This window comes from Anabaena sp. 4-3 (assembly GCF_001597745.1).
GTDB lineage: Bacteria > Cyanobacteriota > Cyanobacteriia > Cyanobacteriales > Nostocaceae > Trichormus.
The window spans coordinates 120849-140633 of the sequence record NZ_LUHJ01000014.1 but is presented as its reverse complement, the minus strand read 5'-3'; the positions used below and the strand labels follow the sequence as shown (position 1 = coordinate 140633).

Below are 19785 nucleotides of genomic sequence, written 5' to 3'. Positions count from 1 at the left end.
TGAGGATATGCGATTATCAAAGGCTAATCTTTCGGAACGTGTTGACCATGTTTATGATGCCATTATCGTTGGTGGTGGTGCTGGGGGGCTTTCTGCGGGAATCTATCTACAAAGATATTTGCTTTCTAGTCTAGTTATTGACAAGGGAAAAGCGCGTTCTTTCTGGATGCAAGAGTTACATAACTATCTGGGGTTGCCTCCAGATACTCCTGGTCGTGTGTTGTTGCAACAGGGTAAAAAGCATTATGAATCTTTGGATGGAGATTTTTTAAATGCTTATGTTGACGAGGTGGTGGACGAGGGCGATACTTTTGCTGTGCGGGTAAAAGTCGGTCGTCAAAACAGTGTTTATTCTGTGTTGCGTTCTAAGTATCTGATTGCTGCTAGTGGTATTATTGACCATCTGCCTCCTTTGGAAAATATGCAGAATGTGTTTGAATACGCTGGCTATAATTTGCACGTTTGCATGGTTTGCGATGGCTATGAAATGGCTGATAAACAATGCGGGTTTTTTGCGGGGAGTGAAGCCAGTATTGAGGAAATGGTGTTTAATCTCAGTTGGTTTACTCCCTACATTACTATCTTCACTCATGGATTGTTTACGGTGAGCGCAGAATTGCGTTCTCAGTTACAGCAGCATGGTTATCGTTTGGTGGAAACTCCAATTAAGCAATTTTTGGGGAAAAACCATCAGATGACGGGTGTGGAATTGCTGGATGGTACTGTGGTTGAGTTGGAAACTGGTTTAATTTCTATGGGTTCGCGCTACCACAATACCTATTTAGAAGGTTTCAATTTGGAGAAAAAAGGGGGATATTTAATAACAGATCAGATGGGTCAAACTTCTCACCCGCGCATTTTTGCGATTGGTGACTTGAAGGTAGGCTTAAATCAAGTGGTGGTTGCTGCGGGTGATGGCGCATTGGCGGCAACGCAGATTTGGCGAAATATTCGCCGTGCTGTCGGTGCTAAACCTTGGCGGTCAAATCTGCCATCAGTTCAGCTACAGACATGATACGCTGATTTTGACTCACATTCGCACCAGAGAAAATTAAACCATTTTCTACGTCGCCACGGGCAGCTTGAGCTAGGGCGTTGAGTAGGCAATAGGTTTTACCTTTGTCTCTGAATAGACAGGTTTCTAAACAGTTGGCAATACATCGCCGTTCCGGTGATAATTCTGCCATGATTTGCTCTGCAAAGCTATTGCGTAAAGCTCTGCTGGGTTTTCCTACAGGACTGGGTACGGTGACGATATCTTCTGCTAGGGAATGTAGATGACGTTGTTTATAATTGTGATGGGCATCACATTCGATGGTGGTGATGAAGCGTGTACCCATCTGCACGCCGTCTGCTCCCATTGCTAATATTTGATCAATGTCGGTGCGATCGCTAATTCCTCCTGTGACAATCAAGGGTATTCTCACACCCATTGTCTCGGTTAAATAATCTCGTACTTGCGAAATTACCCAGCCAATAGAAAACCCTGGAACGTTTATCTGTTCACATTGGGTAAAATGTCCCCCGACTTTCTGGCAATTTTCCAAAATTAAGGCATCGGGTAGGCGGTTATATCGACTTTTCCAGGTTTGACAGATAAATTGCGCTGAGTCTACATTGGCTACAGTCGGGACAAGGGCAACATCGGGATTATCGCCGGTGTACTCTGGTAAAGCTAACGGTAATGCTCCCCCGGTAATAATCAGATTTGCTCCCTCGGCTGCTGCGGTTTTAGCTAATACGGGGTAATCTTTTGTACCTACGAGAATATTGACACCAATCACCCCATCTGGACTAATACTGCGGGCTTTGGACAATTCATCTATTAATGCCAGTCGATTGGCTGTAAAAAAACTACTCCGTTGACGTGGATTATAGTAGGGAGAATCTAACCCGATTCCCAGAGAGGCAATCATCCCCACTCCTCCAGCATTGGCGACTGCTCCAGCCAATTTCGCGCCAGATACCCGCACCGCCATTGCCGCTTGCACGATGGGATAACGGGCTATATGTTTACCAATCTGCAAGGGATGGAGGATCGGGGACATGACAGATTTGCTCATTTATTAACTAAATAACTGAGGAGTAATTTTATCATCTCGGTGTGATTTTTCATGCAGCCAGGATTAGGGTGCGTCAGAAAAGATCATTTCGCCCAAATGAACATATTTTCAACATCTGACGCACCCTACAAGGCTCTATACCAGCCAACTCAAAAAAAATTTTAATTTACTACTTGACAATTGTATTGCTATACAGTTATATAGTTTATATACGACGGATTCAACCAATTCCCTGACAGAAAGCTACAGATGCTTTCCTTGAAAACTCAGATTGCATCTGACTTTCTTACGTCAACGCTAGCCTTCCCGTACCCCTCCGGGAAAGCCAGCTACTTAATTACGAATTGGTTTTATTTCCTATAAAAATTTCACCATTCTATTCGCACTCATCACCAAATATGACAACACTTTTAGAACAGCGCAGTAGCGCGAACTTATGGGAGAGATTCTGTAATTGGATCACCAGTACGCAAAATCGGATGTATATTGGCTGGTTTGGCGTAATCCTGATTCCTACTGCTTTAACTGCGGCGATTGTCTTTATTCTGGCGTTTATTGCTGCGCCTCCCGTGGATGTAGACGGTATCCGTGAACCTGTTTCCGGTTCATTGCTTTACGGGAATAACCTGATTAGTGCTACTGTAGTCCCGACTTCGGCGGCTATTGGCTTGCACTTTTATCCGATCTGGGAAGCGGCTTCTTTGGATGAATGGCTGTACAATGGCGGCCCTTATCAAATGATTGTGTTCCACTTCCTGCTAGCTATCTATTCTTACATGGGTCGGCAATGGGAATTAAGCTACCGTTTAGGAATGCGTCCTTGGATTCCTGTGGCTTTTTCTGCTCCCGTTGCGGCTGCAACTGCTGTGTTGTTGATTTACCCGATTGGACAAGGTAGTTTTTCCGATGGCATGATGTTGGGTATTTCCGGCACATTCAACTTTATGATTGTGTTTTCACCAGAACACAATATCCTCATGCACCCGTTTCACATGATTGGTGTGGCTGGGGTGTTTGGTGGGGCTTTGTTCTCGGCAATGCACGGTTCTTTGGTGACTTCTACGCTGGTTAAGGAAACATCAGAAGTAGAATCAGCTAATGCTGGTTATAAGTTTGGTCAAGAAGAAGAAACCTACAATATCGTAGCGGCTCATGGTTACTTTGGACGGTTAATCTTTCAATATGCCAGCTTTAATAATTCTCGTTCTTTACACTTCTTTTTAGCTGCTTGGCCTGTAATTGGTATTTGGTTTGCAGCTTTGGGTGTCAGCACCATGTCCTTTAACTTGAATGGTTTCAACTTTAATAACTCGATTTTGGATCACCAAGGACGCACAATTGATACTTGGGCAGACTTGCTTAATCGAGCCAACCTGGGGATTGAAGTTATGCACGAGCGTAATGCTCACAACTTCCCTCTAGATTTAGCTTCTGGTGAAGTTCAACCTATTGCTTTGGCTGCTCCTGCCATTGCTAGCTAGTTGCTCTGTTCTTACTGCTTCATAGATTAGCACCCTAGAATTAGGGTGCTTTTTTTATGGGGTTAAAATATTGTTTTTGTGTTCTGCAAGGCTTTGAGATGTTCGGCTTGTTGTAGTATTCTTTCACTAATGCGATCGCACACCAGTTCACAAAGTTCAAAAATCATCGGATCAGAAATCTCATAAAAAGCACTCGTTCCTTTTGGCTGACGAGTGACTATTCCCGCTTGAGTTAAGGCTTTGAGATGCTTGGACAGATTTGCTTGTCCTAAACCAGTAGCTTCCGTTAGTTCCATCACATTCATCGGCCCTGATTTAAGACAAGCCAAAATTTGCAGCCGACTCGCCTCTGATAGCATTTTAAAATAGTCAGCAATTGCGGCAAATCTATCTGAATCAGCCTGAGATGGCTTATTTTTAGGCATAGGCAGATTCAAGAGTGAATAATAAGATAGTTTCATAACTCATTAGTATTATAAGCAATACATGACAAGAAGCAGAGGAGCTGAGGAGCTGAGGAGCTGAGGAGCAGGGTAAGCAGAAGTTATTTAATTTTGAATTTTGAATTTTGAATTTTGAATTCCCCGCAGGGGGCGACTAATGACTAAATTACACAAAAAGTTACTAATCTTATTGAGTGCAGGGTTAATTATTTTGGGGTTGATGGGTTGTGAACGCTTGTTTGGTGTCTCTGGCGAGTTGGTTGAGCGGGTTAGTGATGGTGATACTTTATTAATTAAGGATGGTGAGGGTAATAAATTTAGTGTGCGCTTTGCTTGTATGGATGCGCCGGAAATACCCCATACTCGGAAGGAGAAAGCTAGTAACAGAGTAAGCGATCGCAATCAATTTAATTGGGGTGCGAAAGCACAGCAAAGATTAGAGCAATTGGTCAAACAAAGTGGCGATCGCGTTATCTTGAGTATTACAGATAGCGATCGCTATGGGCGGAAAGTGGCTGAGGTACGGTTAAGAGATGGGACTTTTGTCCAACAAGTTTTGTTACAGGAAGGATTAGCTAAAGTTTATCGTCCTTATTTAAATAAGTGTCCTAGTAAAGATTTAGTACAGCAAGCAGAAGCTTTAGCACAACAACAAAAAATCGGAATTTGGGGTGATGCTAAATTTGTTAATCCTTGGGAATATCGGAGTTTTAACAAGCCAAAATAGCTTTTCATATCTCCATCTTGCTAGATAATTATAAATATATAACCCCGTTTTCTTAAAGAAAGCGGGGTTTTGTATTCAGAAATTCACTTAATTCAGCATAATATTCAAGCTGAATTTTTCTTCAAAAATGGAATTAGCATTGGTACACGTTGACGGTAAGTAGTGTAAGCTTCACCGTGAATGTCAATTAAATCCCTTTCTTCAAATTGAATTGCAACCAAGATATGAGCTAATGAGAATAACTAATAAAGAAAGCAGTTTAAAATCGGCACATAAAACAGTATTGATCAAACCGTAATCCATATCTTCATCTATTTATTCAGGAGTACACGAGAGTTTTATGCAGCAATAGAAATATATTTACATTTCTTTACATATTCACAACAATCATACCAATGTAAGACGCTGCTCAAATCAATTTTTGTTATGATTTAGCTTGGGTGTGTTACCTTGCCTAACTTTACCCGATTCAGTAAGATTCATCCAAGTTTCTAAGCGACTGAAAGCTTGAGAAGAAAGCAGAGTTAAACATAAGTAAACTATGGCGACTGCTGCATAAACTTCAAAGGGGCGATAGTTGGCAGCTACAATTAATTGTCCTTTGCGAAATAATTCCTCAACACCAATCACTGTTACTAAACTGGTATCTTTCAATAAACTAATAAACTCATTTCCTAAAGGTGGTAACATCCGCCGGAAGGCTTGGGGAAAAATCACTAAGCGCATGGTTAATATAGGATTTAAGCCTAATGATTTCGCTGCTTCTGTTTGCCCTGGTTCAATTGATTGAATTCCAGCCCGAACAATTTCGGCAATGTAAGCCGCACTATTTAAGCTTAAGGCAATTACCCCAGCCGCTAACCGATCAAATGTAAAAGTAAAATTAAGTTCTTGAACAATGGCGGGGATGCCAAAATAAATCATAAAAATCTGCACGAGTAATGGCGTACCGCGAAAGAAATCAATATAAACCCTTGCTAAGAAGCGCACAGAAGTAATAGGCGAGAGGCGCACAATACCAATGAATGAACCTGCTATTAAACCCAGCACTACGGAAATAATTGTCAGTTGCAGGGTAATTAATGCGCCTTGCAATAAAGTCGGTAACGCCTGGAAAATTACGCCTATTGAGCTAAATATTCCCGGTTTACCTGTGTTTGTTTGATTTTCATAGGGTGATTTTGCTGGTAATGGTGGCGGAGTGGCTTTAAACCATTTTTGATAGATTTGGGAATAAGTACCGTTTTTTAAAACTGTATCAAGTCCGTTATTGATGAGTGATAAATAGGGTGAATTTTTGGCGGTGGCAATGCCATAATATTCTTCTGTGAGCAATTGCTCGATAACTTTAATGCCTTTGAGATTACCTGTATTGATGGCATATAAAGTTACTGGTGCATCATTAATAACTGCATCTACGTTACCGTTGAGTAATTCTTGTAGGGCTAAGGGTGCAGCATCAAAACTGCGAATTTCTGCGCCTGGGATAGTTTTAGCTTTGTTTGCGCCTGTTGTACCAATTTGGACGGCGATTTTTTTATTTTTGAGACTGTCAAAATTTGTAATATCTGAATTGTTGTCACGGATGGCGATCGCTAATCCTGCTTTAAAATAAGGACGGGAGAAAGCGACAGTCTTGGCTCGTTCGGCGGTGATAGTCATCGAACTAATCGCCGCATCTACGGTTTTCGCTTGTAAAGCGGGGATAATGCCATCAAATGGCAGACTTTGATAGTTTACTTGAAAGTTAGCAGAGGAAGCGATCGCCCCAGGCGTGCTGGAAGCGATCGCATTCATCAAGTCAATGGAAAAACCCTGCAACTCTCCACCTTGCGCTTGAAACTCAAATGGTGGAAACACTGGTTCAGTCGCCACTTGTAAGGTTTTACCAGCACTCAGATTTGCATTGCAACCAGAGAGGAAAACACAACTCAAACATACAACCAGACACCAGCACAGCCAACGCCCAAAACTGAATCTCGTCATCTGATTTTGACCCCCTGAATGAGTGGTGAGTAGTGTATGCTGAATTGGCACGGGTTGCACACCGCTAATTTAACCTGAGTTCGACGAATTGAAAAACCCCTCTCCAAACCTCCGAACAGCAAGGAGAGAGGCTTTAAAAGCTTTATTTTTCGTCGAAACCTCAGCAGATTTTAGCCTCTCTGCTTCGGAGAGGGGTTAGGTAGAGGTTCATCGAATTCACGCTAATTGAACAACACTCATACAAGACTCAACATAAACGCGATGAATCGCGTTTCTACAAATATTCGCGTAGGAAATCAAAGGGGTCGTCTTCCCAACATGGTTCGGGTATCATTAACAGTAAATTATTGTTGATGTCAGCTTCAATATCGTCACTGTCTTGTCTATCAAACAGTTCTATGAGAACTTTCCAGTCTCTTTCTCGCAGAGAAGTAAACACTGGCGTGTAAGTCTGTGGATGGCTGGGATAAGTCACAGGCGAAATTTGAGTCAACTGATACAAAAAGTAGGATTTAAGACTTTTAAACCATCATATTTTAGCTTGCACAATGGAAATCACCAATATGCAACGATTTGCTTTTACTTGCCAGATATTTCTAGTTAGCAACACATCGCACTGATGACATTATCCCGGCCAAATCTACTCACAAAAACATAATTATTCAGCAATTGGGTGAATAAATTCCATCGCAAAAACTTCCGTAAAAGCTCGGATGACATGACACCGGACTTCTTCACAGGTAATTCCTGGTATCCATTCGGCTAAACTGCCTACAGGTTTATCAGCAATACCGCAGGGGACAATACGCCCAAAGCCTGTCATGTCGGGACAAACATTTAAGGCAAAACCGTGCATAGTAATCCAACGGCTCACTTTAATACCAATAGCTGCAACTTTACGTCCTTCTAACCATACCCCAGTGAAAGCGGGGATGCGATCGCCTTGCAAACCATAAACAGCTAATACGCGAATAATCACTGCTTCTAACTGTCGCAGGTACCAATGCAAATCTTGACGATAACGTTGCAAATTTAAAATTGGATACCCGACTAATTGGCCGGGACAGTGGTAAGTCACCTCGCCACCCCGTTCAGTTCTATACACCTCGAATTGATTTTGACTGATGTCGAATTTGAGAAATTCTGGATTACTGCCTTGTCCTAAAGTGTAGACAGGGGGATGTTCTAGCAAGATTAACACATCATCCAGATGGGGATTGTGAACACGCTCTGTGAGTAGCGATTTTTGCCACTCATGGGCTTCCCTGTATGGCATTAATCCTTGGTTATATAACAAACAGCGTTTTAACTGAGCTTCTTTACTATGAATCATGCCGAAAATCAACTGGGTTAATAACTAAATATATTTCAACTTACATACTCAGGGTCAACAATTGTCAAGCTATGCAAAGGATTTTAAAGGAACATCAACGGAATCAGCTATCGGGAAAACAAAGTGCTAATTTGAATATATAGACACAAAGGTGTTGGGAGGAATTCTCTACAATCAGCATCACGCCAAGATGAACACAGACATAAATGTACTGGCTGATGAATCTCATACATTGTTGACATTTGAAGAACTTGTGTACTCTACCAACAGTGAGCAAATCTCCTTGAACAAACCAGAAGTAACAACTAACCGTTATCTCAAGTTGGTTTTAATAAAGAAGGGAGTCAAAAGATTCATTACTCAGACGACCTTTGTTGAGAACATAGCGCGACTATCTAATTGTTTGGCAACCATTTAGAATCAGCGCAGAAATCAAGGAGCAAAATTAAGAGTATACATGAGAAGACTATCAAGTTGGCAAGGAATGAGAGAAAACAGACTAGCAGTACATGAAACCGCAAAAATGAGGCGTTGGTGCAGTGACATAACTTACCGCAATTTCTTTTCATAGAAAAACAACATCACATCAAATCAAATATTGAGCTATTGAGCGGGAGAGTTTACATGAAGCTTGTCATCCACGGCAAAAATATTGAAATTACCGATGCGATTCGAGAATATGTGCATCAAAAAATAGAAAAGGCAGTTAATCACTTTCAGAACATCACAAATGAAGTGGATGTCCATCTGAGCGTAGCTCGCAATCCCCGAATTAATCCCAGACAAGCGGCGGAAGTGACTATCTATGCAAATGGTAGCGTTATCCGCGCCGAGGAAAGCAGCGAAAACCTATATGCAAGCATTGACTTAGTAGCAGATAAAATTTCCCGACAACTGCGTAAATATAAAGAAAGAAGGCAAGATAAGAAAACTCAAGCTCAACCTACTAATGAAGTTATTGTAACCGAACCAGTAGTTACAGATTTAATTGGCGATCGCACTCCCGAACTCCCAGAACAAGTAGTACGTACTAAATATTTTTCCATGCCACCAATGACTGTTGCAGAGGCTTTAGAACAGCTGCAATTAGTTGGACATGATTTTTATATGTTCCGTAATGCCGAAACTGGAGAGATTAACGTTGTTTATGAACGCAATCACGGCGGTTATGGTGTGATTCAACCCCGCAATAATAACGGACACCATCATACCAACGGCAAAAACGGTAAAGTTGTCGTGAATCTGATGCCAGAAAAATCACACAGTCGATAAACATTTGATGTGGGAAAAAATAGGTAGGGTGTGTTAGGCGAGAGTACAGCATCCAAGCCAGAATCATGGTGTAGTCATCTTTGCTAATCCACCCCACAAGTACCTAATTTTATTCACAAATCAAGTAGGATTCCTATAAGTAGAGACGTTGCATGCAACGTCTCTACATTTACACTACAGAGGCTAAAACTAAGACACAGCGACAGTTGCCTTGAGGGCAAAAATTTTCTCAATGATATCTTCCACAACTTTATCAGGTGTAGAAGCACCGGAAGTAACACCGATGACAATTTCCCCTTTTGGTAGCCAGTTATCTGTGATTACTAAATCACCATTTAATTGGCGATGTTGAATAGAGGCGATAGATTTAATTCGCTCCACACAATCGATATGATATGAAGGCAATCCTTTTTCTTGAGCAATTTGTTGTAATTGCGTAGTATTTGAAGAATTAAACCCACCAATCACAATCATTAAATCTAATTTGTGTTCTACTAACTCTAACATGGCATCTTGCCGTTCTTGAGTAGCATCACAAATCGTGTTGAAGGTTTGGAAATGTTGATTTAATTCAGTGGGGCTATACTTTTGCATCATGGTGCGCTCAAACAGTTTGCCAATCTGCTCGGTTTCACTTTTGAGCATGGTAGTTTGGTTAGCAATCCCAACTCTTTCTAAGTCTTGATCTGGATCAAATCCTGGTGAACAAGCTTTGGCAAACTTTTGTAAAAATTCTTCACGGTTGCCACCATGTAGAATGTAATCAGCTACATATTGCGCTTCTTTTAAGTTGAGAACAATTAAATATTTGCCCGCAAAAGAACTGGTGGCGATGGTTTCTTCGTGTTTATATTTACCGTGAATAATTGAGGTGTATTCGCGTTTTTTGTGCTTTTCGACGGTATTCCAAACTTTAGATACCCAAGGGCAGGTAGTATCAACGATTTGGCAACCTTTATCATTAAGAATCTGCATTTCTTGGACGCTAGCACCAAAAGCAGGTAATATCACCACATCCTTGTTACCAACTACAGAAAAATCTTTTTTACCCGCTTCCACTGGGATAAATCCCACTTGCATTTCCTGCATTCTCTGATTTACAGAAGGATTATGGATAATTTCGTTAGTAATCCAGATGCGTTCTGTGGGGAAGTGCTTGCGGGTTTCGTAAGCTATAGCCACAGCACGCTCTACACCCCAGCAAAAACCAAAGGCTTGAGCCAAGCGGATAGTGACATCACCGCGTTTGAGGACGTAATTGCGATCGCGAATTTCTTGGATTAAGTTACTTTGATACTCAGATTTCAATTGGGTAGCCACTTCAGCCTGATGACCAAACCCCTTACGGTTATAATTCTCTGAATTTTGCAGTGAACGTTTAAAAGCTTTTGTATCCATCTGTTGTATTCGTTAGTATCTCCTGTTTATGATTTTCTCGTGCGATGACACGATTTACTTGACCAAATCGAGATATGCAGAAAAATTTTATCGTTTTCCACGGTGGAGGGGATGAGGAAGCAGGGGAGGCAGCCGCGTGGGCGGGTTTCCCGACTTGAGCGGACTGCCGTGAGCGGAGGAGCGGAGGAGCGGAGGCAGAAATTCTTCAATTTTGAATTTTGTAGGCTTGCCTTCCCGTAGGGTATTTTGAATTTTGAATTGATTTGTCCCCAGTCCCTATTCGCTGCTGATAAATCTGCAAGGCTGTGCGCCAAACTAGATATCCGGCGGGATTGAGATGTAAGCCGTCCGTAGTCAATTCCTGGCGGAGATTACCTTGTTGATTAACAAATAAAGAATACAAATCTAGATATTCAACACCTTGTTTAGCTGCTATGCTTTTTAACTGCTCATTTAACTGCTGAATGCGACTGTTAGGAATAGCTAGTAATTTTTCTCTACCTTCCCAAGTGGCTGTTTCTCCCCCATGTGGCAAAATTGACTGAACAAAGATTTTAGCTTGGGGATGGGTTCTTCGGAGGTAACTGAGGATTTGGCGTTGATTATCTAAAATCACCTGCTCACTGACTCCCCGAATCAGGTCATTAATCCCAATCATGACAAAAATCGTCTCTGGCTGGGTATTGTCGAATAAATTTAATCTTTTTAATAAACCATTGCTGGTTTCGCCAGAAATTCCCTGATTGAGCCAGTTTCTATCTTTTGGTAATAATTCTACGGGGAACCATAAACTTAAAGAATCCCCTGCTAGTATGGTTAATTTTGGCGGACGCTGATCAGCTGCTATTTTGGCTTCTTGCTCCAGAATCTCTAACCACTGTTGATAATTGAGTTGATGGCGAGGGCCTAACTCTGGTTTGACAGCTTGGGGTTGTTTCTCTGGAAGTTGAGACGGTGGATTACTAGAAAAAGCGGTCAATCTCTGCTGTTGCCAAAGCAGCAAGATCACCGCCAACATCAGTATGCCGTTGGTTGCCAGTAAGAAAAAAGCCCAAACAGGAAAGGTTTTTGCAGTAGTGGACACGACTAGCGAAATTTTGCAATGATTTGACTCAGATTTTAAATCGCTAGTGGGAGAATGGCACTATTTTACCCATTTATTTGGATACGATGCGATCGCTAAACTCGGAGTTATAACCTTCTTCTCCGTGTTCGCTGATATCCAATCCTTGATATTCGGCTTCTTCTTGGACTCGTAACCCTACGGTAGCGTCGATGATTTTGAGAATTATCCAAGTTCCAGCCGCCGCAATTACGTAAGCAATGATAATTGCTGCTAGTTCCACACCTAATTCTCCAAAATTACCCCGCAATACCCCATCTTTCCCGGCTGAGTTAACTTCAGCAGTGGCAAAGAAGGCTGTTAAAATTGCCCCTACTGTGCCACCAACACCATGTACAGGGTAGGTATCTAAGGCATCATCAACATTGAGCTTGTGTTTGAAACTCACAGCATAGAAACACACAGTAGCGGTGATCAAACCAATCAAAATTGCTGATAAGGGAACAACAAAGCCAGCCGCCGGGGTAATACCTACCAAACCCGCCACCGCACCTGTAGCCGCACCTACAGCAGTTGGTTTACCGCGTAAAGTCGCTTCTAAAATTAACCACATTAACGCCCCTGCTGCCGCAGAGGTGTTAGTCGCTACAAAGGCAGTTGTGGCGACGTTGGTGACTAAATTACCAGAAGTACCACTAGCGACAGATAAGGCACTCCCAGCATTGAAGCCAAACCAACCAAACCAGAGTAAACCAGCACCCAACAATATAAATGGTACGTTGTGGGGAGGGCTGAGACGGTCGGGGTGGGTTTTGCGTGGCCCTAGGACGATGGCGGCGACAAGTGCAGAAACACCAGAACTGATATGAACTACTGTGCCACCAGCAAAGTCAAGCGCACCTAAACCGCCGTATAATCCCAGTAAACCACCTTTAGCCCAAACCATGTGAGCTAGGGGGGTGTAAATGAAGGTTGACCAAAGTAAGACAAATAAACAATAGGCGCGAAAGCTCATTCGTTCGGCGATCGCTCCCGAAATCAATGCCGGGGTGATAATAGCAAACATGGCTTGATAAATCATGTATGCTTGATGGGGAATCGTCGCCGCATAAGTCACTACCTCTGCTGGGTTTGAACCTTGCAGATAATTAGTGGTTTCTAATCCCACACCATTTAAACCCAGCCATTGTAGACCGCCGATCAACGGCAACCCAGGGGCAAACGAAAGACTATAACCCCATAAAACCCAGGTGACACCCACAATCGCCATCAATACAAAGCTCATCATCAATGTATTCAGGATATTGCGCGATCGCACAAAACCACCGTAAAAAAAAGCTAACCCTGGTGTCATTAACAACACTAAAGCCGATGAAATCAGCATAAATGCCGTATCTCCCGGATCAGCAGCCGGAACATTTGCTGGAGTTTGAGCAAACGCATCACCCATCATCGGGACTGCCAAAAGTAATAGGGTAACAACCCCAAGCGTTAAAATTTTCTTGATCACGTCTTTTTGTCTTTTTCCCTTGCAGATCAAGTACCTTGTATACTTAATTACATTTGATTACTTTTGGCAGTAAATTTTTGTCGTGCAAGTTACTCGAAATTTATTTTTCGGGGAATCTTAACAAAAAAATCATCTTAACCACAGTTGACGTTCCCCGCATTTTGCTATCGCTACATACGGGGATTCTTGCTTCACTCAGCAATGCCATACTGTTGAACCTGCATATTCCACAGGGCAGTATACTCGCCTCCATGCTGCAAAAGTTCCTCATGTGTGCCATCTTCAATTAATCGACCAGCTTTGAGAACTAATATTCTGTGAGCCATTCGCACAGAAGCTAGTCGATGGGTAATCAAAATAGTAGTCTTACCCTTTGTTAATTCAACAAAGCGCAGATATAACTCATATTCGCTACGGGGGTCTAGTGCGGCTGTTGGTTCATCTAAGAGTAATATTTGCGCTTCCTGTCGGACAAAAGCACGAGCTAAAGCTAACTTTTGCCACTGACCTCCAGACAGTTCTGTACCACTAAATTGCTTACCTAGGGGCGTGTCTTCCCCTGTAGGAAACTTTTCTACTAATTTGACGATATCGGCTTTTTCTATGGCGTATCTGAGTAAGTCTCGATGCTCTAATGCTTTGAGGTTGCCTAAAGCGATATTTTCACCTAGAGTCAGGGAGTAGCGTCCAAAGTCCTGAAATACTCCAGCTATTTGCTGTCGCCACTGCTCTAAATTTAAATTTTTCAGGTCAATACCATCAACTAAAATGCGTCCTCTAGAGGGGTCATATAACCTCGCAAGTAGTTTGACAAGAGTGGTTTTACCTGCGCCATTTTCCCCTACAATAGCTACGGTTTCACCTGGGTGCAGGGTAAAAGAAACATTTTTGAGCGCCCATTTTCTAGTACCAGGGTAGCGAAAGTAAACTTTTTCAAAGGTGATACCGGAAAGAATGGGATTTGGTATCTTCTCTCCAGGTAAACTCAATCGCATGGGAGTTTTACTATCGATAAAAGTGAAAAATTGCTGCATAAACAGCGCATTTTCAAATATTTCCAACCAATTACCCACAAATCCTTCTAAATTTTGCTGAAAATAAGTTAAAGACTGCACGAATAACAACACGCTACCTGGACTCAACGCTCCTCGAAATGCTTGCTGCACTACCCAGTAAAAAGCAAAGCCATTTCCTAGGGTGCTTAAAATAGCTAAACTAGATGACCAAAAAGCCTGTTTACCGCGCAGATGGCTCATAGTCTGATATAAAGAGCGAAATGCTTGGAGATAACGCTCAATAAAAAATGAACCTAACTGAAATAGCCTAGTTTCTTTAGCATAGGTGTCAGTCAACATTACTGAAGTGTAATACTCCATCCTCCGCGCTTGGGGACTGTTTTCAAACAAAGTTAGCCAAATTGTTTTACCATACTGAGTAGAAACTACTACCTGTGGTATAGTGGCGATCGCAATTACTAAGGGAATCCAAAAGCCTAGGGGAATCAATAAGGCCACCATCACCACTACAGTCACCAAAGACCGCCCTAATTCCACCAAATTCTCTAAAAAGTTCAAGGGTTGATAGTTAACCCGTTCTTGCAACATCTGTAGCTCATCATAGAATCGTGAATCTTCAAAACGGCTCAGGTCTGGGAATGAATTGGCTTTACGCATCAACGCCAAACTCATCTGAGCCATCAATTTATCGTTGAGATTTCCTTGCAGTGCTGTTCTCCAAGGGTCAAGTAGCGTAGTTAACAGCAAAGCACCTACCCAACCCGCAACTAAGGGTAGCAAGATTGTCCAACCCAATTCTCTACCAGCCGTCAATGTTGTAGCTACGGTATCTACTACTAACTTAGTAATCCACACACTTAAAGCAGGTAAAAACCCTTGTAACAAAGTAGCAACAATCAGAATGGTGATTTCCCTGGGTGCTGCTGTCCATAACAAAGGCAGAGAACGAAATAAAGCTTTAGTATAGTCTTCAAACCAAACTCTTAAATCGCTCATTGACGTAAACCTAATTTTTGATTTGAGTTCAATATTTCTCAGATTGCAAACATATTCATGACTTTTCAGCAACAGCCATGTTTTTCAAACAGTAAGAGTTTATTTGTTCGAGAAATCTTTGTCTAATTCAACTATCTGACACTGTAATACTATCGAGAATAAAAATAATACTACTTAGGAAGTAACAAAATTACTATCAATACTAAAAACAATACTACTTAAGTAGGAACAAATACCAACATAAAAAGATAAAGTAGATATTATTGTAGGAGTTAAATAATCGCAAAACGAACTCCTGTATAACACCAGAGACAAAGAAAGTTTTTTGAAAGCCAGTATTTTGGGTAAAATCAAGTCCATGAGGGACATTACCATATTTACGACCAATTGATTTTGAACTTCAGTAAACTGTTGACATTTTAGCTATCAGCCTAAGTTTGTTTATTGAACTAGAGTTGTAAAAGCATAAAAATCGGTAATTAACAGTTGTCGTATTTTGCAGAATTTTCTCAAATTAACAGGCTCAAATACTACTTTAGGAATGTTTGATGCGAAAAAAAATCTATAACTGTGCAATAACTCTTAAACAGATTGAAACACAGGTATTGGTTTGCAGCTAAAAGGAGAAAGAATAATGCTTGCAGAAGAAAAACTGACCACCCAAACATTAGAAATGTATTTGGTAGACAGCGAAGATAAATTAGAACAAACGCTGCTGTCTAAAGAAGAAATCGCTGCTTTAGAAAAATTAGTTTTACCAGGAGTGTTGGATTCTGAAACTAGCCAAAGATGGGTTAGTCGATGCCGTAGATACTGCGGTGGATACTGCGGTGGATATTGTGGTGGATACTGCTGGAGTCGATGTCGTTACTGTGGGCGCAAATGTTATCGTCGCTGTGGTAGAAAATTTAGTAGTTTCAGTAGTTTGGAATCAGGATCAGATGTGATGGAAGAGAATTTAGACCTTGAATTTGGCAACTAATATTAATATTTTAAAACGAGTTTTTCTTGAGTTTTAATTAAATATTAATTCAAGAAAGACTCGTTTTTTTACTTATTAGAATTAGAAATTAGTTTTTCAAATAGAGACTATGAGCTAAATCAAATATAACTTCATATCCTATTGGGTGATTTGTCAGATGATATTTTAGCTTCAAGAGTTAGCTTTTTTGCAGTTTTACTCATATTTTATAAAACTAGGACAATCAAAGCAACCCTATGAAATTAAATGATAGTAAGCGATTGCGTCTGCTAGAACATCTTGTTATTCGCGTTATCCCCTCAGATGAACATGATGGGGAAAGTATGATATTTAATACAACGCGGCGAACATTAGAAGTTAAAGGTCAATCTCTGCACGATGTAGATAGAGTTGTTTTTCCTTTACTGGATGGCAGCCGAACCGTAGGAGAAATACGTCATGCTGTCCAAGAAAAAATCACAAATTCTTCATTAGATAAATGTTTAGAATTTTTAATTGACCATCGTTTAGTAGAAGATTTTGAGGAAGATGCAATTGATTTAGCTCGTCGCGCTCAATTGCTGCCTCAACTGAGTCTTTACCATGAGTTAGGTTTTGAGCAAAAGGACGCTCAGAAACAATTAGCCAATGCTCGAATAGCTGTATTTGGACTAGGAGGTTCAGGATTAGTAGCCGCAATGACATTAGCTGGTTCTGGAATTGGTTTTATGCGTCTGTGCGATGATGCTGATATAGTTCCCTCTGATGTGCTGATGATGTCGGGTAGGGACTTAAATCAAGTTGGTACTGAGCGAGTGGTGGAAGCTGCTCAACGAATTGAGGCGATGGCAGGAGTCACCGAAACTGAGAGTGTGACAGATCCTTTAAATAATGATGAAATAGTCAGTAAATCAATTCAAGACGTTGACTTGGTTGTTGTTGCCACCGATGCAGTATCAGTCAATTTAGCGTATCGTCTCAACAGACTATGTTTGCAGATGAAACGCCCATTGCTCCCAGGGGGAGCAGCTGGGGTGGAGGCAACTGTGGGGCCGTTAGTATTTTTTGAGGATGGCCCTTGTTATCTCTGCTATCGGCTGCGGTCTATGGCTTGCGCCAAGCTTCCAGAGGCAAAATTGGCACTTGAGCAGTTTCTCAACCGAGAACGGCGTTCTCAACCACGGCTCCGAGAAAACTTACCGATAGGTTATACCTTAGTTGGTAGTTACTTAGCCCTTGACGCATTAAAGATGTTGCTGGGTTTGCCAATCGCTACTGAAGGTAAATTACTGCATCTAGATTTAATCACTACACAGCTGACTCACAATGTTGTACTGAAGAAACCTGGTTGCCCTCATTGTTCCCAACGTCAGGAGAAAACACCGTGAATGCAGTAGTAGCTAGTCCGCGTTGGCGGGATTTGGTCAGCCCGCATACTGGTATCATCCGAGCAATGGAAAGAATCAGTAAGCCATATACAGAGTGTGAATTGCCAGTCTTATGGCAGGCTGAATTAGCCAATTACCAAATTCGCAAACAGCAAGTCGAAAATTTACGCTTCGGTGTAGGCAAGGGCGTGACTGATGAGCAGGCAATTTTAGGTGCTGTTGGTGAATCCTTGGAACGCTACTGTGGAGGGATTGTTGATCGTCGGCGAATAGTTGTTAGTAGCTACGCAGAGTTAGGCGATCGCGCCCTGCCTCCACCAACTTTTTACTCTTTTTCTGAGCGACAATACTCTGACTTGAATTTCCCTTTTCCGGCTTTTGATCCCACAGTGCAGACTTCATGGATTGCAGCTCAGGTACTTGGCAGCAACCGTCAAGTTTTCGTCCCCATGTCCTTAACTTATCTTGACTGGTGCGGTGAACAACCAGGAGATGATATTGTACCAGCTTCTTCTAATGGCATGGCTACAGGCTCTTGTTTAGAATCTGCGGCTTATGGTGGCTTGTGCGAGTTGATTGAGCGTGATGCTTTAATCGTTACTTGGTTAAATCGCTTACCTGCGCCAAGAATATATTTTGACCACCAACCAGGAATCATGTCAGAAATTGCACGTAATTATGCCAGATTTGAGATTGAGTTAATGGCATTCGATTTTACCACTGATGTAAAAGTGCCTGTGGTGGTAGCGATCGCCATTGATCATTCAGGTCAAGGGCCGGCTGTAGTTATCGGTTTGGGATGTCATCTTGATGGCCAAACGGCACTACGCAAAGCAATATTTGAAATTTGTCAAGCCCGCCCTGGTGATTTGGAACGGATGGCTAACGGTGCTGGTTCTCATCTCCACAAATATGATGATGTCCAAAGTATGGATGATCATAGTGCTTTTTTCTATACAACAGCACGGCTGGGTGAGTTAGACTTTCTCTTGAAACATGACCAATCGCTCAAAGTCGAAGATTTACCTACTGACACATCTCAATCAGAAGTTGAGAAGTTGCAAACAGTGGTGACAAAATTAAACTCAGTGGGTGTGGAAGCATATTTAGTTGATATTACCACCCCTGACATTGCATCGGTGGGTTTTCGAGTAGTCAGGACTTTAGCAACTGAATTAGTGCCGATATATTTTGGACTTGGGCAAGAGCCATTAGGCTCACGGCGTTTGTTTGAAGTTCCAGAACGGTTGGGTTATGGTGGTCGTCGTACTGAAGCTGACCTCAATCCCTGCCCCCATCCCATCGCGTAAAATTAGGAAATTGCAGCAATGTACAAAGCTAATGAGCCTCTGGAACTAACTCTTCTCTATCATTTAAATTCTCCACCACCAGGAGGTCATACCAAACAGGTTCCGGCTACGGAAATGCGGTATATGCCAGAGGCACCTATTCGGGAGTTGCCAGCAGTACCATCAGATAACTACCTCACCAATCTATTAAGAAAACGTCATTCGGTAAGGGATTTTCAAAATACCCAGATGCCATTGATTGATTTGGCTCAATTATTGGATGCAGCCTGTGGTATTAATGGGTTGCGTCAGGTAGAAGGCTATGCTTACGAAGGGCGAAATGCTCCGTCTGCTGGTGGACTGTTTCCGATTGAGCTATTTGTCTCTACACGGGCAGTGTCAGATTTATCTGATGGACTATACCACTATGAGCCGCGCCATCATGGGTTGCATTGGGTGAATGAGTCTACACCTCAAGATTTTGTTACGCCCTTATTACAACAGGATTATATTGCTAATGCCAATGCCCTGTTGATTCTGACTGGCGTTTTCATGCGATCGCTCTGCAAATATAGTACACGCGGCTATCGTTTTATTCTGCTGGAAGCCGGTCATCAAGCTGAGAATATCTGTCTGATGGCTGTGGAATTAGGGCTTGGTAGTCTTTGTATCGGTGGATTCCACGATATGAGCGTCAATCATATTTTAGGTATTGATGGTCAACGTCATGCTGCGCTTTACTGTCTGGCTGTTGGCAGTGAGGCTACTGCTATACCCTAATATACGTAATTCCTCGGTGGATTTGCTCAAGAAAAACCCGCCACCTCTAAAAACACCAAAAGTTGGAGGAGCGGGTTGT

General features: G+C 42.0%; 17 protein-coding genes. 8 read left to right on the top strand and 9 right to left on the bottom strand.

Going from position 1 to position 19785, the window contains the following annotated elements; genetic code table 11:
* The first annotated feature begins 7 nt into the window (after nt 1-7).
* Nucleotides 8-1015, top strand: a complete 1008-nt coding sequence (locus tag A3775_RS03975; protein ID WP_066423957.1) for an NAD(P)/FAD-dependent oxidoreductase — start codon at nt 8-10, stop codon at nt 1013-1015.
* Here A3775_RS03975 and A3775_RS03970 read toward each other — a convergent pair.
* Nucleotides 969-2048 (bottom strand): nitronate monooxygenase family protein, encoded by a 1080-nt coding sequence (locus A3775_RS03970; RefSeq protein WP_066423955.1) that lies wholly within the window; start codon nt 2046-2048, stop codon nt 969-971. The genes A3775_RS03975 and A3775_RS03970 overlap by 47 nt on opposite strands.
* 413 nt (nt 2049-2461) lie before the next feature.
* On the opposite strand from A3775_RS03970, the gene psbA reads away from it, so the two are divergent.
* Nucleotides 2462-3544 (top strand): photosystem II q(b) protein, encoded by a 1083-nt coding sequence (psbA, locus tag A3775_RS03965; RefSeq protein WP_066380836.1) that lies wholly within the window; start codon nt 2462-2464, stop codon nt 3542-3544.
* Nucleotides 3545-3606: 62 nt separating this feature from the next.
* Here the strand turns inward: psbA and A3775_RS03960 are convergent, their stop codons facing one another.
* A complete protein-coding gene (locus tag A3775_RS03960) occupies nt 3607-3969 on the bottom strand; it encodes a helix-turn-helix transcriptional regulator (RefSeq protein ID WP_066380835.1) in 363 nt (120 codons plus the stop codon).
* Nucleotides 3970-4144: 175 nt separating this feature from the next.
* Between A3775_RS03960 and A3775_RS03955 the strand changes: the two genes are divergently transcribed.
* Nucleotides 4145-4714, top strand: a complete 570-nt coding sequence (locus tag A3775_RS03955) for a thermonuclease family protein (protein ID WP_066423952.1) — start codon at nt 4145-4147, stop codon at nt 4712-4714.
* A gap of 414 nt (nt 4715-5128) precedes the next feature.
* Here the strand turns inward: A3775_RS03955 and A3775_RS03950 are convergent, their stop codons facing one another.
* The 3 genes from A3775_RS03950 to lipB form a co-directional block, all read right to left on the bottom strand.
* Nucleotides 5129-6700 carry an ABC transporter permease subunit gene (locus A3775_RS03950; RefSeq protein WP_066424007.1) on the bottom strand — a complete coding sequence of 524 codons (1572 nt, stop codon included), beginning with the start codon at nt 6698-6700 and terminating at the stop codon, nt 5129-5131.
* Between the two features lie 274 nt (nt 6701-6974).
* The gene (locus A3775_RS03945; protein WP_066381025.1) at nt 6975-7175 is read right to left on the bottom strand and encodes a hypothetical protein; all 201 of its coding nucleotides are present in this window, start codon (nt 7173-7175) and stop codon (nt 6975-6977) included.
* A gap of 183 nt (nt 7176-7358) precedes the next feature.
* Entirely contained in the window at nt 7359-8033 is a 675-nt protein-coding gene (gene lipB, locus A3775_RS03940; protein WP_066380831.1) for a lipoyl(octanoyl) transferase LipB, read from the bottom strand.
* 624 nt (nt 8034-8657) lie between these two features.
* Here lipB and hpf point away from each other — a divergent pair.
* Nucleotides 8658-9305, top strand: a complete 648-nt coding sequence (gene hpf / locus A3775_RS03930; protein WP_066380829.1) for a ribosome hibernation-promoting factor, HPF/YfiA family — start codon at nt 8658-8660, stop codon at nt 9303-9305.
* 189 nt (nt 9306-9494) lie between these two features.
* On the opposite strand, the gene A3775_RS03925 is transcribed toward hpf, so the two are convergent.
* The 4 genes from A3775_RS03925 to A3775_RS03910 all read right to left on the bottom strand — a co-directional run bounded on the left by A3775_RS03925 (nt 9495) and on the right by A3775_RS03910 (nt 15288).
* Nucleotides 9495-10703, bottom strand: a complete 1209-nt coding sequence (locus A3775_RS03925) for a 4-hydroxy-3-methylbut-2-enyl diphosphate reductase (protein ID WP_066380828.1) — start codon at nt 10701-10703, stop codon at nt 9495-9497.
* 205 nt (nt 10704-10908) lie between these two features.
* Nucleotides 10909-11787 carry an SGNH/GDSL hydrolase family protein gene (locus tag A3775_RS03920; protein WP_082803670.1) on the bottom strand — a complete coding sequence of 293 codons (879 nt, stop codon included), beginning with the start codon at nt 11785-11787 and terminating at the stop codon, nt 10909-10911.
* A gap of 73 nt (nt 11788-11860) precedes the next feature.
* Entirely contained in the window at nt 11861-13276 is a 1416-nt protein-coding gene (locus tag A3775_RS03915) for an ammonium transporter (RefSeq protein ID WP_066380824.1), read from the bottom strand.
* Between the two features lie 191 nt (nt 13277-13467).
* Nucleotides 13468-15288 carry an ABC transporter ATP-binding protein gene (locus tag A3775_RS03910; protein ID WP_066380822.1) on the bottom strand — a complete coding sequence of 607 codons (1821 nt, stop codon included), beginning with the start codon at nt 15286-15288 and terminating at the stop codon, nt 13468-13470.
* Nucleotides 15289-15922: 634 nt separating this feature from the next.
* On the opposite strand from A3775_RS03910, the gene A3775_RS03905 reads away from it, so the two are divergent.
* The 4 genes from A3775_RS03905 (at nt 15923) to A3775_RS03890 (ending at nt 19706) form a co-directional block, all read left to right on the top strand.
* Nucleotides 15923-16270: a hypothetical protein gene (locus A3775_RS03905; protein ID WP_066380820.1), complete on the top strand. Its 348-nt coding sequence runs from the start codon at nt 15923-15925 to the stop codon at nt 16268-16270.
* A 236-nt stretch (nt 16271-16506) separates the two neighbouring features.
* Nucleotides 16507-17637 carry a TOMM precursor leader peptide-binding protein gene (locus tag A3775_RS03900; protein ID WP_066380818.1) on the top strand — a complete coding sequence of 377 codons (1131 nt, stop codon included), beginning with the start codon at nt 16507-16509 and terminating at the stop codon, nt 17635-17637.
* Complete coding sequence (locus A3775_RS03895; RefSeq protein WP_066423948.1) at nt 17634-18947, top strand: YcaO-like family protein; 1314 nt, start codon at nt 17634-17636, stop codon at nt 18945-18947. Before A3775_RS03900 ends, A3775_RS03895 begins: the two co-directional genes overlap by 4 nt.
* 18 nt (nt 18948-18965) lie before the next feature.
* On the top strand, nt 18966-19706 hold the full coding sequence (locus A3775_RS03890; RefSeq protein ID WP_066423946.1) for a SagB/ThcOx family dehydrogenase: 741 nt from the start codon (nt 18966-18968) through the stop codon (nt 19704-19706).
* Nucleotides 19707-19785 lie beyond the last annotated feature (79 nt).

Coding starts and splice junctions, on each gene's coding strand:
- A3775_RS03960 (WP_066380835.1), bottom strand. CDS start 3,969: ATGCCTAAAAATAAGCCATCTCAGGCTGATTCAGATAGATTTGCCGCA.
- A3775_RS03950 (WP_066424007.1), bottom strand. CDS start 6,700: ATGACGAGATTCAGTTTTGGGCGTTGGCTGTGCTGGTGTCTGGTTGTA.
- psbA (WP_066380836.1), top strand. CDS start 2,462: ATGACAACACTTTTAGAACAGCGCAGTAGCGCGAACTTATGGGAGAGA.
- A3775_RS03970 (WP_066423955.1), bottom strand. CDS start 2,048: ATGTCCCCGATCCTCCATCCCTTGCAGATTGGTAAACATATAGCCCGT.
- A3775_RS03925 (WP_066380828.1), bottom strand. CDS start 10,703: ATGGATACAAAAGCTTTTAAACGTTCACTGCAAAATTCAGAGAATTAT.
- A3775_RS03955 (WP_066423952.1), top strand. CDS start 4,145: ATGACTAAATTACACAAAAAGTTACTAATCTTATTGAGTGCAGGGTTA.
- hpf (WP_066380829.1), top strand. CDS start 8,658: ATGAAGCTTGTCATCCACGGCAAAAATATTGAAATTACCGATGCGATT.
- lipB (WP_066380831.1), bottom strand. CDS start 8,033: ATGATTCATAGTAAAGAAGCTCAGTTAAAACGCTGTTTGTTATATAAC.
- A3775_RS03910 (WP_066380822.1), bottom strand. CDS start 15,288: ATGAGCGATTTAAGAGTTTGGTTTGAAGACTATACTAAAGCTTTATTT.
- A3775_RS03900 (WP_066380818.1), top strand. CDS start 16,507: ATGAAATTAAATGATAGTAAGCGATTGCGTCTGCTAGAACATCTTGTT.
- A3775_RS03905 (WP_066380820.1), top strand. CDS start 15,923: ATGCTTGCAGAAGAAAAACTGACCACCCAAACATTAGAAATGTATTTG.
- A3775_RS03890 (WP_066423946.1), top strand. CDS start 18,966: ATGTACAAAGCTAATGAGCCTCTGGAACTAACTCTTCTCTATCATTTA.
- A3775_RS03975 (WP_066423957.1), top strand. CDS start 8: ATGCGATTATCAAAGGCTAATCTTTCGGAACGTGTTGACCATGTTTAT.